Source organism: Microbacterium sp. STN6 (assembly GCF_026410545.1).
GTDB lineage: Bacteria > Actinomycetota > Actinomycetes > Actinomycetales > Microbacteriaceae > Root112D2.
Genome location: NZ_JAPMIT010000001.1, coordinates 992522 through 1005800 on the forward strand (window position 1 = coordinate 992522; position 13279 = coordinate 1005800).

13 protein-coding genes are annotated in these 13279 nt (G+C 67.2%); 8 read left to right on the plus strand and 5 right to left on the minus strand.

Annotation, left to right across the window (positions count from 1 at the left end):
• Positions 1-146 precede the first annotated feature (146 nt).
• Together OSC27_RS04530 and OSC27_RS04535 are read left to right on the plus strand one after the other, a co-directional pair.
• The gene (locus OSC27_RS04530; protein WP_267180206.1) at positions 147-563 is read left to right on the plus strand and encodes a VOC family protein; all 417 of its coding nucleotides are present in this window, start codon (positions 147-149) and stop codon (positions 561-563) included.
• A 111-nt stretch (positions 564-674) separates the two neighbouring features.
• Entirely contained in the window at positions 675-1388 is a 714-nt protein-coding gene (locus OSC27_RS04535) for an alpha/beta hydrolase (RefSeq protein WP_267180207.1), read from the plus strand.
• A 1-nt stretch (position 1389) separates the two neighbouring features.
• On the opposite strand, the gene OSC27_RS04540 is transcribed toward OSC27_RS04535, so the two are convergent.
• Positions 1390-2190 (minus strand): ABC transporter permease, encoded by an 801-nt coding sequence (locus tag OSC27_RS04540; protein ID WP_267180208.1) that lies wholly within the window; start codon positions 2188-2190, stop codon positions 1390-1392.
• A complete protein-coding gene (locus OSC27_RS04545) occupies positions 2183-3037 on the minus strand; it encodes an ABC transporter ATP-binding protein (protein ID WP_267180209.1) in 855 nt (284 codons plus the stop codon). The genes OSC27_RS04540 and OSC27_RS04545 overlap by 8 nt, the downstream gene beginning before the upstream one ends.
• Positions 3038-3180: 143 nt before the next feature.
• Between OSC27_RS04545 and OSC27_RS04550 the strand changes: the two genes are divergently transcribed.
• Complete coding sequence (locus OSC27_RS04550) at positions 3181-3600, plus strand: hypothetical protein (RefSeq protein ID WP_267180210.1); 420 nt, start codon at positions 3181-3183, stop codon at positions 3598-3600.
• Positions 3600-3791, plus strand: a complete 192-nt coding sequence (locus OSC27_RS04555; protein ID WP_267180211.1) for a helix-turn-helix transcriptional regulator — start codon at positions 3600-3602, stop codon at positions 3789-3791. Before OSC27_RS04550 ends, OSC27_RS04555 begins: the two co-directional genes overlap by 1 nt.
• 126 nt (positions 3792-3917) lie before the next feature.
• Here OSC27_RS04555 and OSC27_RS04560 read toward each other — a convergent pair whose 3' ends face one another.
• Together OSC27_RS04560 and OSC27_RS04565 are read right to left on the minus strand one after the other, a co-directional pair.
• A complete protein-coding gene (locus OSC27_RS04560) occupies positions 3918-4244 on the minus strand; it encodes a type II toxin-antitoxin system PemK/MazF family toxin (RefSeq protein WP_267180212.1) in 327 nt (108 codons plus the stop codon).
• Positions 4245-4353: 109 nt separating this feature from the next.
• Complete coding sequence (locus tag OSC27_RS04565) at positions 4354-6717, minus strand: excinuclease ABC subunit UvrA (RefSeq protein WP_267180213.1); 2364 nt, start codon at positions 6715-6717, stop codon at positions 4354-4356.
• An 88-nt stretch (positions 6718-6805) separates the two neighbouring features.
• On the opposite strand from OSC27_RS04565, the gene OSC27_RS04570 reads away from it, so the two are divergent.
• Both OSC27_RS04570 and OSC27_RS04575 read left to right on the plus strand, forming a co-directional pair.
• The gene (locus OSC27_RS04570) at positions 6806-7633 is read left to right on the plus strand and encodes an SGNH/GDSL hydrolase family protein (protein ID WP_267180214.1); all 828 of its coding nucleotides are present in this window, start codon (positions 6806-6808) and stop codon (positions 7631-7633) included.
• Entirely contained in the window at positions 7630-10845 is a 3216-nt protein-coding gene (locus OSC27_RS04575) for an FAD-binding and (Fe-S)-binding domain-containing protein (RefSeq protein WP_267180215.1), read from the plus strand. The genes OSC27_RS04570 and OSC27_RS04575 overlap by 4 nt, the downstream gene beginning before the upstream one ends.
• 53 nt (positions 10846-10898) lie before the next feature.
• On the opposite strand, the gene OSC27_RS04580 is transcribed toward OSC27_RS04575, so the two are convergent.
• Positions 10899-11663 carry an SDR family oxidoreductase gene (locus OSC27_RS04580; protein WP_267180216.1) on the minus strand — a complete coding sequence of 255 codons (765 nt, stop codon included), beginning with the start codon at positions 11661-11663 and terminating at the stop codon, positions 10899-10901.
• A gap of 177 nt (positions 11664-11840) precedes the next feature.
• Between OSC27_RS04580 and OSC27_RS04585 the strand changes: the two genes are divergently transcribed.
• Positions 11841-12311, plus strand: coding sequence for an NfeD family protein (locus OSC27_RS04585; RefSeq protein WP_267180217.1), 471 nt, complete (start codon positions 11841-11843; stop codon positions 12309-12311).
• Positions 12308-13279, plus strand: a complete 972-nt coding sequence (locus OSC27_RS04590) for an SPFH domain-containing protein (protein WP_267180218.1) — start codon at positions 12308-12310, stop codon at positions 13277-13279. Before OSC27_RS04585 ends, OSC27_RS04590 begins: the two co-directional genes overlap by 4 nt.

The following is a 13279-nucleotide window of genomic DNA, read 5'->3' on the forward strand; positions in this document are numbered from 1 at the left end:
CGAGACGACGAGCGGATGCACGTGCACAACCATACGCTCCCCGCCACCGTGCTCGTGGCGATGCCCGCCGGGTTGCCTGTTGACGTCAGAGCCGGCGAAGGCGTGAGATAGAGCGATCAGCACGAGACACGAGCAAAGGAGCGACCGTGACGGTCACATTGAACCCCTACCTGGCCTTCCGTGACACGGCCAGAGAGGCGATGGAGTTCTACCGGTCGGTTCTCGGCGGCGAGCTGAAGCTGGCCACCTTCAGCGACTTCGGCATGAGCTCAGACCCGGCGGATGCGGACCTCATCATGCACGGGTTCCTGACGAGCGACGACGGTCTCGTCATCATGGCCTCAGACACGCCGAGCAGCATGGAATGGGCGCCTCGCGGCGGCGACTCCATCGCCCTCGGCGGCGACGATGAGGAGACGCTGCGCGGATTCTGGAACGGCCTCTCCGACGGTGCCGAGGTCAGGGAGCCTCTGGCGGCGGCACCGTGGGGGAGCGGCGACATCTTCGGCATGCTCACCGACCGCTTCGGCGTGAACTGGATGGTCAGCATCTCGCAGCGGTGATCGGTGGCACTTCCCGCATCCGCCTCGATGTTGGTGCTCTGAGCGGAATCGGAGCGCCTGCCGTCCCGGCACCCGTATGGTCGGTTGGACGGCCCACGGGAGGAATGCGCGATGGAACTGATCTTCGTCCACGGTGCTTTGGTGCGCGACGGGCAGTGGTGGTGGCAGAAGGCTGCACGGCTGCTTGAGGAACGCACCGGCATCCGCAGTCGTGCTGTTGCCTTGCCGTCGTGCGGCGAAACGGGTGCCGATGACGTCGCCGGTGGACTGGTTGCCGATGCGGCGGCGCTTCGCGCGGAACTCGACCGCGTGGATGCCGCGATCGTGGTCGGTCATTCGTACGGCGGTACCGTCATCGCTGAGGCGGGGCAGCATCCGGCGGTCAAGCATCTGCTCTATGTGTCGTCGTACCTGCCCGAGGTCGGCCAGTCGCAGGGCGCGATCATGGCAGGGGAGAGCGACCCGGTCTCGATCGGCGACAACGGCGACGGCACGCTGAGCATTTCGGGCTACGACGCCGAGTCATTCGCGGCCCGTTTTCTTCAGGATGCGGACGAAGCGGCTCAGCGCGAGGGCTGGGATCGCGTGACGGCGCAGGCCGCGGCAGCGTTTATGACGCCGACGAGCGCCGCTGGATGGGAAGGCGTCGATTCGACGTACATCGTCTGCAGTGACGACCGCAGTACGTCAGTCGAGTTGCAGCGCTCGCACGCGGCGCGGGCCACGCGTTCGGTCGAGGTGCCGACGGGGCACCATGCGTTTCTCTCGCGCCCCGAGCTGGTGGTCGATCAGGTGCAGGAGCTCCTGCGGCAGGCGAAGCAGTGAGTCATCGGGGATCCCAGCGGAACCAACGGATCCCGATGAAGGCGAACACCACGATGTATCCCAGGCACGCGAGGAGCGAGTAGGCATCCTGACTGCTCCACGCGGGGGCCGTCATTGCGTCGGAGAAGAGCGTCATGAGCGCGCCGACGGGGGACCAGTCCGCGATCGTTTTGAAAGTTTCGCCGAGCAGGCCGGTTCCACCCAGCAGCCCGAGCAGCAGTAGAAGTGGGAACAGAACGCGGCTGATGCCGTTGACGGCGCCTGCCGAGTTGACCAGGCCCACAATGGCTTGCCCGATGGCCAGGAAGACGGCCGCGCCGAGCATTGCGACGGCGAGGACCAGCGCGTATTGCCCGGCGCTCGGCGTCAGTCCGTGCAGCACCACGCCGACGGTGACGACGATGACGGCCATGACCAGATTCGCGATCACCTGGACGATGAGCCGGCTGGTGAGGATCATCCAGGTCGGTGCTGGCGTCACGCGCAGTCTTTGCAGGATGCCGGCATGGCGGTCCTGGGCCATGCTGACGGCGTAGCCGAGCAGGCTGGACGTGATCAGCCCCACGGTCAGGGCAAGGCCGATCGTCAGGCCCGATCCGCCGAGAGTTGCGGTCCTTTTGGCTCCTAAGCCGGTGGCGATCACGATCACGACGGGCAGCAGAATACCGGCGAGCCCCGACACCCTGTTGTGGAGCAGGACGATGCCGTCGGCACGCAGAAGAGACGTGATCGCGAGGCGCAGCGGTGGTCGGCCGGTGCCCACGAGCGCGGGGGCGGAGGCGGGGGCAGGGGCGTCAGTCACGGATCTCACTTCCCGTCAGTCCGATGAAGACGTCTTCGAGGGTGGCCGCGCCGTGCGCGACATCGAGTACCCGCGGGTCATCCTTGTGCCTGGCTATCAACTCTTCCGGGGTTCCAGTCGTCAACAAACCGCCGTGGTCGATGATCGCGACGCGGTCGCACACCGCCTGCGCTTCCTCCATCGAATGCGTCGTTAGGAGGATACTGCGCCCCGTGCCACGCGCTCGTTCGATGCGTTGCCACAACGCGCGACGTGACTGCGGATCCAGCCCTGCCGTCGGCTCGTCCAGGAGAAGCAGCAGCGGGTCGTGGATGCCGGCAATGAACAACGCGAGCCGTTGCTGCTGGCCGCCGGAAAGCTGTTTGAACCGTTTGCCTTGCTCCGCGTCGAGGCCGATCGCGCGCATGCTCTCACCGAGCTGATCGCTGGAAAGCCGCACGCCGTACAGCCCCGCGTACAGTCGAGCGATCTGGCGGATCGTCAGTTCTGCCTGAAAACTGGAGGACTGCAACTGAACGCCCAGCCGCGCTTTGGCCTCCAACGGATGCTGCGCAGCGTCGATGCCGTCGATCCGCGAGCGTCCGGACTTCGGCTTCACCAGACCCTCGATCGCGCTGAGCGTGCTCGTCTTACCGGCACCATTCGGTCCGAGCAGCCCGAATATCTCTCCACGATCAATGCGGAAACTGATGCCGTTCACGGCGACTTTCGCGCCGTAGGAGACGCGGAGATCGTCCACTTCGAGCGCCGGTACTGTCACCTGGTGCGCATCATCCATCGATGAACATCCCTTCAGGAGGAACAGGCTGGCTGCCAACGCGAAAGAGGAAAGCGCGTCCATCGTCATGACCTTGGACACCATTCTAAAGCGGCCAATCCCTCGGCCGGCTCAACGTCGAAAGGCAGCTTCCGCACGGTCAGAAGGCAACTTTTGCGCGCGTAGTGACAAGGATGCTTGACTTTCAGTGAAGCAGCACCGATCCTTGACTTATGACAAGTGACCTTGACTCGACTGCGGAGTCCACAGCCGAACTGCGGCATCGACGGGTCTTCCGTGTTCAGATCTGGGCGGGCGCTGGAATCTTCCTGATTGCCAACGTCGCTTTGTATCAGTGGGGTGAGACGGCGGGGGAGCCGTGGAAGTGGCTCCTGGCCGTCGTTCCGCTGGTGCCGATCGCGTGGATCGTCATCGTGATCGTACGTCGCATGCGCACCATGGATGAGTATCAGGTCAAGCTGTTCTTCCCAGGGTTGGCCGTCGGATTCGCTGTCGCGATGGTCGCGGCCATTACGGTGGGCACGCTCAGCTCTGCCGGGTTCGACGTGATCAATGGGGGATGGGCCGTGGCTGTTCTCGGCCTGCTGGGCTGGGAGTTCACGAACCTTATCGTTGGCGCCCCGAAGGCCTGATGGAGAACCTCATTCGCTCCGAACGGGAGCAACGCGGATGGACGCAAGCCATGCTGGCAGAGCGTCTGCACGTCTCTCGCCAGACCGTCGTCGCCCTCGAAACCGGCAAGTACGACCCGTCGCTTCCGCTGGCCTTTCGCATCTCCCACTTGTTCGAGCGTCCGATCGAGACGCTGTTCCTCCCGCAGTGAGCGGGAGGCGCCGCGGGCTTGTCAGCACCCGGTTCAACCGCGGGATTGACATAATGTGCATTATCAGTGGTTTTGGTTTCGTCAGGAAGGCCTGGCAGATGCGGCTCATGTGAGGCTGTGTGCGAGCTACCGCGCGAGCCCGAGGAACACCATGACGGCGCGCTCGAGGTCGATCAGTTGCTCCGGTGTGAGACGTCCGACACGGTCTCTGACGTCGGCCCGGCGGACGGTCGTCAGCTTGTCCGCCATGATGTCGCAGTCGTTCTCGAGCCCTGAGATGTCGGTGCTTTCGACTCGGATCCGAGTGATCGGCGCATCGATCGGCGAACTCGTGAACAGGGCGATAGTGACTGAGCCGGTCGACGCAAAGAGGTCGTCTTGCAGTACGACCGCGGGCCGCGGCCTGGACGCATACGCGCCGCCGGCGACCGTCCAGATTTCACCGCGGTTCACTCATCTTTCCAGGGCTCGGAGACCGCGTCCACGAAGGCCTGATCGTCTGTCAGGCGATCCGCCAGCGTTACATGTAACACATCGAGCGTCAAGAGTTCACCGTGACCGCTCAGGCGCCGACGTACGCGGCCAGGTGCTCCCCCGTGAGTGTCGAACGGTCGGCGATGAGGTCGGCCGGGGTGCCCTCGAACACCACGCGACCGCCGTCGTGGCCGGCACCGGGACCGAGGTCGATGATCCAGTCGGCGTGCGCCATGACCGCCTGGTGGTGCTCGATGACGATGACCGACTTCCCGGCGTCGACGAGCCGGTCGAGCAGCCCGAGAAGGTTCTCCACGTCGGCCAGGTGCAGGCCCGTGGTCGGCTCGTCGAGCACGTAGACACCGCCCTTCTCCCCCAGGTGCGTCGCCAGCTTGAGCCGCTGGCGCTCGCCGCCGGAGAGCGTCGTCAGCGGCTGCCCGATGGTGAGGTAGCCGAGGCCTACGTCGGCGAGACGCTCAAGGATCGTATGCGCTGCTGGGATGCGCGCATCCGGTGAACCGAAGAACTCCTCGGCCTCGGCGACCGACATCGACAGCACCTCGCTGATGTTCTTTCCGCCGAGCGTGTATTCCAGCACCTCAGCCTGGAAGCGCTTTCCCTCACACATCTCGCACGTGGTCGCGACGCTGGCCATCACGCCGAGGTCGGTGTAGACGACGCCGGCGCCATTGCACGTGGGGCAGGCCCCCTCGGAGTTCGAACTGAACAGGGCCGGCTTGACGCCATTGGCCTTCGCAAAGGCCTTGCGGATCGGCTCGAGCAGGCCCGTGTAGGTTGCCGGGTTGCTGCGCCGGGATCCACGGATCGCGGCCTGATCGACCACGACGACGCCGTCGCGTCCGGCGATCGAACTGTTCACGAGCGAGCTCTTGCCCGAGCCGGCGACACCGGTCAGCACGCACAGCACTCCGAGCGGTACATCCACGTCGACGTTCTTCAGATTGTGTTCGGATGCGCCGCGGACCTCGAGCGTGCCCCGCGGCGTTCGCGCAGCATCCTTCAACCGAATCCGGTCGTCGAGATGCCGGCCCGTCACCGTGTCGCTGGCGCGCAGACCGTCGAGCGGCCCCTCGTACATGACGCGGCCCCCGTCGGCTCCGGCGCCAGGACCCAGGTCGACGACGTGGTCGGCAATCGCGATCGCCTCGGGCTTGTGCTCGACGACGAGCACCGTGTTGCCCTTGTCGCGCAGCCGAAGCAGCAGCTCATTCATGCGCTGGATGTCGTGTGGGTGCAGCCCGATCGTCGGCTCGTCGAATACGTACGTGACGTCGGTGAGCGACGACCCCAGGTGTCGGATCATCTTCGTGCGCTGCGACTCGCCGCCCGAGAGCGTGCCAGACGCGCGGTCGAGCGACAGGTAGCCGAGCCCAATCTCGACGAAGGAGTCGAGGGTCTCCCCCAGCGCCGTCAGCAGAGGTGCCAGCGACGGCTCCTGAAGCCCGTGCACCCAGTCGGCGAGGTCACTGATCTGCATGGCGCAGGCATCCGCGATGCTGAGGCCCGTGATCTTCGACGACCGGGCCTCGGCACTGAGCCTGGTGCCGCCGCACTCGGGGCAGCTGGTGAAGGTGACCGCGCGTTCGACGAAGGCGCGGATGTGCGGCTGCATCGCCTCCTTGTCCTTCGACAGCATGGACTTCTGGATGCGCGGGATGAGGCCCTCGTACGTGACGTTGATGCCCTCGACCTTGATCTTCGTCGGCTCCTTGTAGAGAAGGGCGTCGAGCTCTTTGTCGGTGAAGTCGCGAATGGGCTTGTCGGGGTTGAAGAAGCCGCAGCCGCGGAAGATGCGGCCGTACCAGCCGTCCATGCTGTAGTTGGGGATCGTGAGCGCGCCCTCGTTGAGCGACTTCTCGGCGTCGTACAGTGCGGTCAGGTCGAAATCGGTCACGCGCCCCATGCCCTCGCAGCGGGGGCACATGCCGCCCAGGATGGCGAAGTCGCGACGCTCTTTGACAGTCTTGCCCCCGCGCTCGAACGACACCGCGCCGGCCCCGCTGATCGAGGCGACGTTGAACGAGAACGCCTGCGGAGACCCGATGTGCGGCGTGCCCAGCCGGCTGAACACGATGCGCAGCATGGCGTTCGCGTCGGTGGCGGTGCCGACGGTGGAGCGCGGGTTCGAGCCCATGCGCTCCTGGTCCACGATGATCGCCGTGGTCAGCCCCTCAAGCACGTCGACGTCGGGCCGGGCAAGCGACGGCATGAACCCCTGCACGAAGGTGCTGTATGTCTCGTTGATCATGCGCTGCGACTCCGCGGCGATGGTGGCGAACACGAGCGAGCTCTTGCCCGAGCCGGAGACCCCCGTGAACACCGTGAGCCGGCGCTTCGGAATCTCGACGCTGATGTTCTTGAGGTTGTTCTCGCGCGCGCCATGCACGCGGATCAGATCGTGGGTGTCGGCGACGTGCGTGGCGATATCCATGGCGGTCAGCCTAATTGACGGCCCATCCCCTCTGGACAACCCAACGGCGCGAGACATACTGGGGAAAGGGAGAGGAGACGATGCGATGATGTTGCGGTTTCTCCTGCGAGCAGGCAGGATCGCCGCCGCTCTCCTCGGAATCGTCATCGGTTCGGCCGGTGTGCTCGGCGCCGTCGTCGGCCTGGAGGCCATGAGGGTGCGCGGCAAGGCCCGCAACCACAGCGACGTTCTCGTTCCGCACGCGGCCGGCACGTTCGGCGGCGACAACGAGGGTGAGCCGCTGCACCTGGCGATGCTGGGCGACTCCCTCGCCGTCGGCGTCGGAGCCGACAGCGCTGCCGACACGGTCGGTGCGCGGCTTGCGGTCGGTCTCGCCGCCCACCTGAAGCGCCCCGTGCGCCTGCACAGCGTCGCCGTGGTCGGCGCCGAGTCGCGCAACCTGAGTGAGCAGATCGTCGCGCTTGACGAGACGGCACCCCACGTGGACATCGCCATCGTCATCATCGGCAGCAACGACGTGATGGGTCTCGACAAGATCAGCACGGCAACTCGCGACCTCTACCGGGCGGTGCGCACCCTTAGACGCGGCGGCGCCCGGGTGATCGTCGCCACCTGCCCCGACCTCGGCACCGTTCGCATGCTCTTCCAGCCCCTGCGCTACGCCGCCCGTCGCGCCAGCCGCAAGCTCGCCGTCGCCCAGACCATCGTCACCGTGCACGCCGGCGGGCGCGCCGTGCCGCTTGGCGACACGCTCGGCCCGCTGTTCTGGCGCAGACCCAAGCGCATGTTCTCGGCCGACAACTTCCACCCCTCTCCCCTGGGCTACGCCCGCGCGGCCGCCGTACTCTTCCCCAGCGTGCTCGCCTCCGCCCAGCGTGAGGTGCGGCCCGAGCAGGCGGCGGGCGCCGCTGTATGACACGCGTCGACGTGCCGGCTCCGCGCATCCGCAGTACGGGGCGCTCGCAACCCGGTGCCGCGCACGGGGTCAGCGCGCTCGAGCGCGACCTCGCCGCTCGCGTCGACGGCGACGTTCGCTTCGACCGCGGCTACCTCAGCGCATACTCGACCGACGCCTCCAACTTTCGCGTCGTGCCGCTCGGCGTGGTCGTTCCGCACACGACGGATGCCGCGGCCGAAGCCCTCGCCGTGTGCCTCGAGCACGGGGTCGCCGCTCTGCCCCGCGGCGGCGGCACGAGCCTCGCCGGCCAGACGACGAACGACGCCGTCGTCATCGACTTCTCCCGCTACTGCACCCGGCTGATCGATATGGACCTTGAGGCGCGAACCTGCTGGGTCGAACCCGGGATCGTGCTGGACGACCTCAACCACCGGCTCGAGCAGCACGGACTGCGCTTCGGCCCGGAGCCCGCCACCCACAGTCGCTGCACGATCGGCGGCATGATCGGCAACAACTCGTGCGGTGCCACCGCCCAGCACACGGGCAAGACCGCCGACAACACGCTCGCGCTCGAGGTGATGCTGTACGACGGCACGCGCATGACGCTGGGCGAGACGAGCGACGCCGAATACGAGAGCGTGGTCGCGGCGGGGGGTCGGCCGGCCGAGCTGTACCGGGAGCTTCGCCGCCTGCGCGACGAGTACGGCGGTGACGTGCGCCGCGACTTCCCCCGCATTCCCCGCCGCGTTTCCGGTTACAACCTCGACCAGCTGCTCGACGAGAACGGCTTCAACCTGGCCCGCGCTCTCGTCGGCTCCGAGGGCGGCCTCGCGCTCGTGCTGCGCGCCAAGCTCGCGCTCATGCCCGTGGTGCGGAACCGCACGGTGGTCATGCTCGGCTACGACGACCGCCCGACGAGCGCCGACGACGTGCCCGCCGTGCTGAAGCACGACCCGATCGCGCTCGAGGGCTTCGACTCCAAGACGATCGAGTACCAGCGGGTGAAGAACCTGAACGCGGATGCCGTCGGGCTCCTGCCCGACGGACCCCGTGCGTGGCTGATCGTGCAGTTCGGCGCCGACACGCCCGAGCAGGCGGCCGAGGCCGCCGAACGGTTCGCGGACGACGCGCGGGAGTTCGCCGCGCATCCGACCGTGGATGTCTTCGAAGACCGTGACCGGCAACGGCTCATCTGGGAGGTGCGCGAGGCGGCGCTCGGCGCCACCGCGGAAGTGCCCGGCCTACCGCCCATGTGGTCGGGGTGGGAAGATGCCGCGGTCGCGCCCGAGCGGCTGGGCGACTACCTGCGGGCGTTCGAGAAGCTGCTTGACGAGTTCGACTACGACGCCGCGTCGCTGTATGGGCACTATGGGCAGGGCTGCGTGCACACGCGCATTCCGTTCGATCTGCAGACGGAAGCCGGCATCGCGACGTACCGCGCGTTCCTCGAGCGGGCGGCCCACCTGGTGGCGGACCTCGGCGGGTCGCTCTCGGGCGAACACGGCGACGGCCGTTCGCGCTCAGAGTTGCTGCCGATCATGTACGAGGCGCGCACGATCGAGGCGTTCGAGGCGTTCAAGCGCGCGTTCGACCCGCGCGAGCGCATGAACCCCGGCATGATCGCGTTCCCGACGCGGCTCGACGACAACCTGAGGCTGGGCGCCGAGTACTCCCCCGCGCATCCGACGACGCACTTCTCGTATCCCGATGACCATGGCGACTTCGCTGCCGCCGCTTCCCGATGCGTCGGTGTCGGGCTGTGCCGTCGGCACGATGGGGGCGTCATGTGCCCGTCGTACATGGTGACGCGCGACGAGCAGCACTCGACGCGGGGGCGCTCGCGCATCCTGTTCGAAATGCTTGAGGGGCACCCGGATTCCCCGATCACCGACGGCTGGCGCTCGAAGGAGGCGCTTGAGGCGCTCGACCTGTGCCTGGCGTGCAAGGGGTGCAAGAGCGATTGCCCCGTGAATGTCGACATGGCGACCTACAAGGCCGAGTTCCTATCGCACCATTACGAGGGCAGGCTGCGACCGGCCGCGCACTACTCGATGGGATGGCTGCCGCTCATCGCCCGGGTCGCCTCACGACTGCCGCGTGTCGTCAACGCGTTCAGTCAGGCGCCGGTGATCTCGAGCGTCGCGAAGGCGCTCGGCGGCATCGCCCAGGAGAGGCAGATTCCGCAGTTCGCGCCGGAGACCTTCCAGCGGTGGTTCGCGCGGCGCGGCGCGGGTTCACGTGCGAGCGGGGTCGACGGCGCGACGCTCGACACCGGCGCGACGACTGGCGCGACGCTCGACACCGGCGCGACGACCGACGCGACGACCGACGCGCCGGGCCATCGCCGTCAGGTCGTGCTCTGGCCGGACACGTTCAGCAACACCTTCCACCCGCACGTCGCCCAGGCCGCGGTCGAGGTACTCGAGAGCGCCGGCTGGAGCGTGATCGTGCCACAGGACGCGGTGTGCTGTGGCCTCACCTGGATCTCGACGGGCCAGCTCGGCGTCGCCGAGCGCGTGCTCACCCGCACGGCGCAGGTGCTCGCACCCTACCTTCAGGCGGGCATGCTCGTGCTCGGCCTCGAGCCGTCGTGCACGGCCGTGTTCCGCTCCGATGCGCCCGAACTGCTGCCGAACGACCCGCTGATCGCGCGCCTGAAGGAGCAGACCGTCACGCTCTCCGAGCTGCTCATCAACCACTCCCCCGGCTGGGAGCCGCCGACGCTCGCGCGGCACGCGCTCATTCAGCAGCACTGCCACCAGCATGCGATCATGGGCAGCGACCCCGACCTTGAGCTGCTGACGCGCATGGGCGTCGACGCCGACATGCTCGACACCGGATGCTGCGGGCTCGCCGGAAACTTCGGCTTCGAGAAGGGCCACTACGAGGTCTCGAACGCATGCGGCGAGCGGGCGCTCTATCCCACCCTGCGTGCCGCAGACGAGCGTGACGTCGTGCTCGCCGATGGCTTCAGCTGCCGCACGCAGATCGAACAGGGCGACGCCGGCGGCCGCGGCGGAATGCACCTCGCCGAGCTGATCGCCGCAGCCCTTCACGAGGGCGAGGGCACGGATGGCGCCCTGCCCGAGCGCAGCTACGCGCCGCGCACGCGCACCTCGCGCGGGGCCCGCGTCGCGGCCGTGGCCTCGGCCGCGTCGCTCGCCGCTGCCGTCGCGATCGCAGCGACCGCCGGCCTCGCCCGGCTGCTGAGGCGCCGCGCTACTCGGTGACGAAGCTACTGGGTGACGAAGCCACTCAGTGACGAAACGACTGGGTGACGAAGCTACTCGGTGACGAAGTCCGAGGTGTCGCCCACGAGCCTGGTGTAGTCGGCCGGCACCGGCTCGACGGCAGCCGAGGCCACTTCGCCCGCGAACTCGGCCACGTTGTACAGCTTGCCGGCGGCCTGCTTACGGGCGTCGATCGCGCCCGGGTTGGAGCGCTCGAGCAGCGTCGCCGTGATGGTTCCCTCGATCATGTCGCCGGAGACGACTACGAACGAGACGCCATGGGCCTCAAGCTCGGGGATGAGGGCGCGAAGCGCATCCTCTCCGGCTCTCTTGCTGAGCGCGACGGGCTCGTACTCTGGCATCGTCGGTGTGGTGTGAATGAAGTGCGCCTGGTGGCTCGTGACGAAGACGACGCGCCCACCCGAGGGCATGAGCGGAAGCGCTGCCGTGAGCACCCCCACCTGCGCATCGCGGTTCAGCTGCATGGCGTAGTCGGCGGCCATGCCGCTCTCCATGCCGCCCGACGCGTTGAGCACGAGAATGTCGAGGCCGCCGAACTGTTCATTGATCGTGTCGAACATGGCCTTCACTGACGCCGTGTCTGTCAGGTCTGCGCCGACTGTGATGGCCGTGCCGCCTGCCGCACGAATGGAGTCAGCCAGCTTCTCGGCCCTGGCCTGTTTGTTGCGAAAGTTGATGACGACGCGAGCGCCCGCCTCGGCGAAGTAGCGCACCGTGTCGGCGCCGACGCCGCGCGACGAGCCGGTGACGAGAACGCGTGCGCCGTCGAGGCTTCCGGAAGCAAGGGGGTTGGACACGGGCGGACTCCTTGACTGACGTGGCTGACGATGGCGAGCGCGGGGCTGTGCCGAGCGCGGGGCTATGGCGAGCACTGGCTGGGCCGAGCGCGTGGGCCGAGCGTTTCGAGACTACCAACTTCACCGTCTGCCGGCCGCTTCCCTGATAACGTCGACACTAGGCGAAGGGAGCCCGGCATGGAGGCCATCACCGCGTACGCGTGGATCGGCTGGCTCGTGCTGATCCTGCTCTTCGTGATCGTTGAGATGCTGTCGCTCGAGCTCACGTTTCTGATGCTCGCGATCGGCAGTCTCGGCGGCCTGCTCTCCGGCATCCTCGGCGCGCCATGGTGGTTGCAGCTTCTCATCGCCGCGGTCATAGCGGTGCTTCTGCTCTTCACGATCAAGCCTCCCCTGCTGCGGCTGCTGCGCCGGGGCGGCGACCCGGCCAGAAGCAACGTCGACGCGCTCATCGGCATGGGCGGCACGGTCGTCGAGACCGTCACCAGAACCTCCGGCCTCGCCCGCCTGGCGAACGGCGAGACGTGGACCGCGCGCCTCGGCGTCGCCGGCGAAGGCGGCCGTATTCCCGCGGGCGAGCACGTGCTCGTCGTCTCCATCGACGGCGCGACCGCGAACGTCATTCCAGAAGAAAGGACCGCGCTATGAGCGACGGCAGTGAGATCGTGTTCTCGGTCGTGATGTGGGTGATCATCGCGATCATCGTCATCTTCGTTTTGGTGACGCTGTTCCGTGCCATCCGCATCATTCCGCAGGCGACGGCCGGCGTGGTCGAGCGGCTCGGCAAGTACCACAAGACTCTGCTGCCCGGCCTGAACCTGCTGGTGCCGTTCATCGACCGGGTGCGACCCCTCATCGATTTGCGCGAGCAGGTGGTGTCGTTCCCGCCGCAGCCGGTGATCACCGAGGACAACCTGGTCGTCTCGATCGACACCGTCGTGTACTTCCAGGTGACGGATGCGCGTGCCGCGACCTACGAGATCGCCAACTATCTCGGGGCCGTCGAACAGCTCACCACCACGACGCTGCGAAACGTGGTCGGCGGGCTCAACCTCGAAGAGGCGCTGACGAGCCGCGATGAGATCAACAGCAAGCTGCGCGTCGTGCTCGACGAGGCCACCGGCAAGTGGGGCATACGCGTCGGCCGGGTGGAGCTGAAGGCCATCGACCCGCCCATCTCCATTCAGGACTCGATGGAGAAGCAGATGCGCGCCGAGCGTGACCGCCGCGCCGTGATCCTGACCGCTGAGGGAAACAAGCAGTCCGAGATCCTGAACGCCGAAGGAATGCGCCAGGGCGCGATTCTCAAGGCCGAGGGTGACGCGAAGGCCGCCGTGCTGCGTGCCGAGGGTGAGGCGAAGGCGATCACGACGGTGTTCGACGCGATTCACGCCGGAAACCCCGACCCCAAGCTGCTGGCGTACCAATACCTGCTGACCCTTCCGAAGCTGGCCGAGGGCAGCGCGAACAAGCTGTGGGTCGTGCCGAGCGAGCTGACCGAGGCACTGAAGGGAATCGGCCAGGCGTTCGGGCAGAACTTCGGCAGTGGTGGCCAGGCGGGCAGTGGTGGCCAACCAGGCGCCGGCGAGCAGGCGGAGCGCGGGAATCAGCGCTGA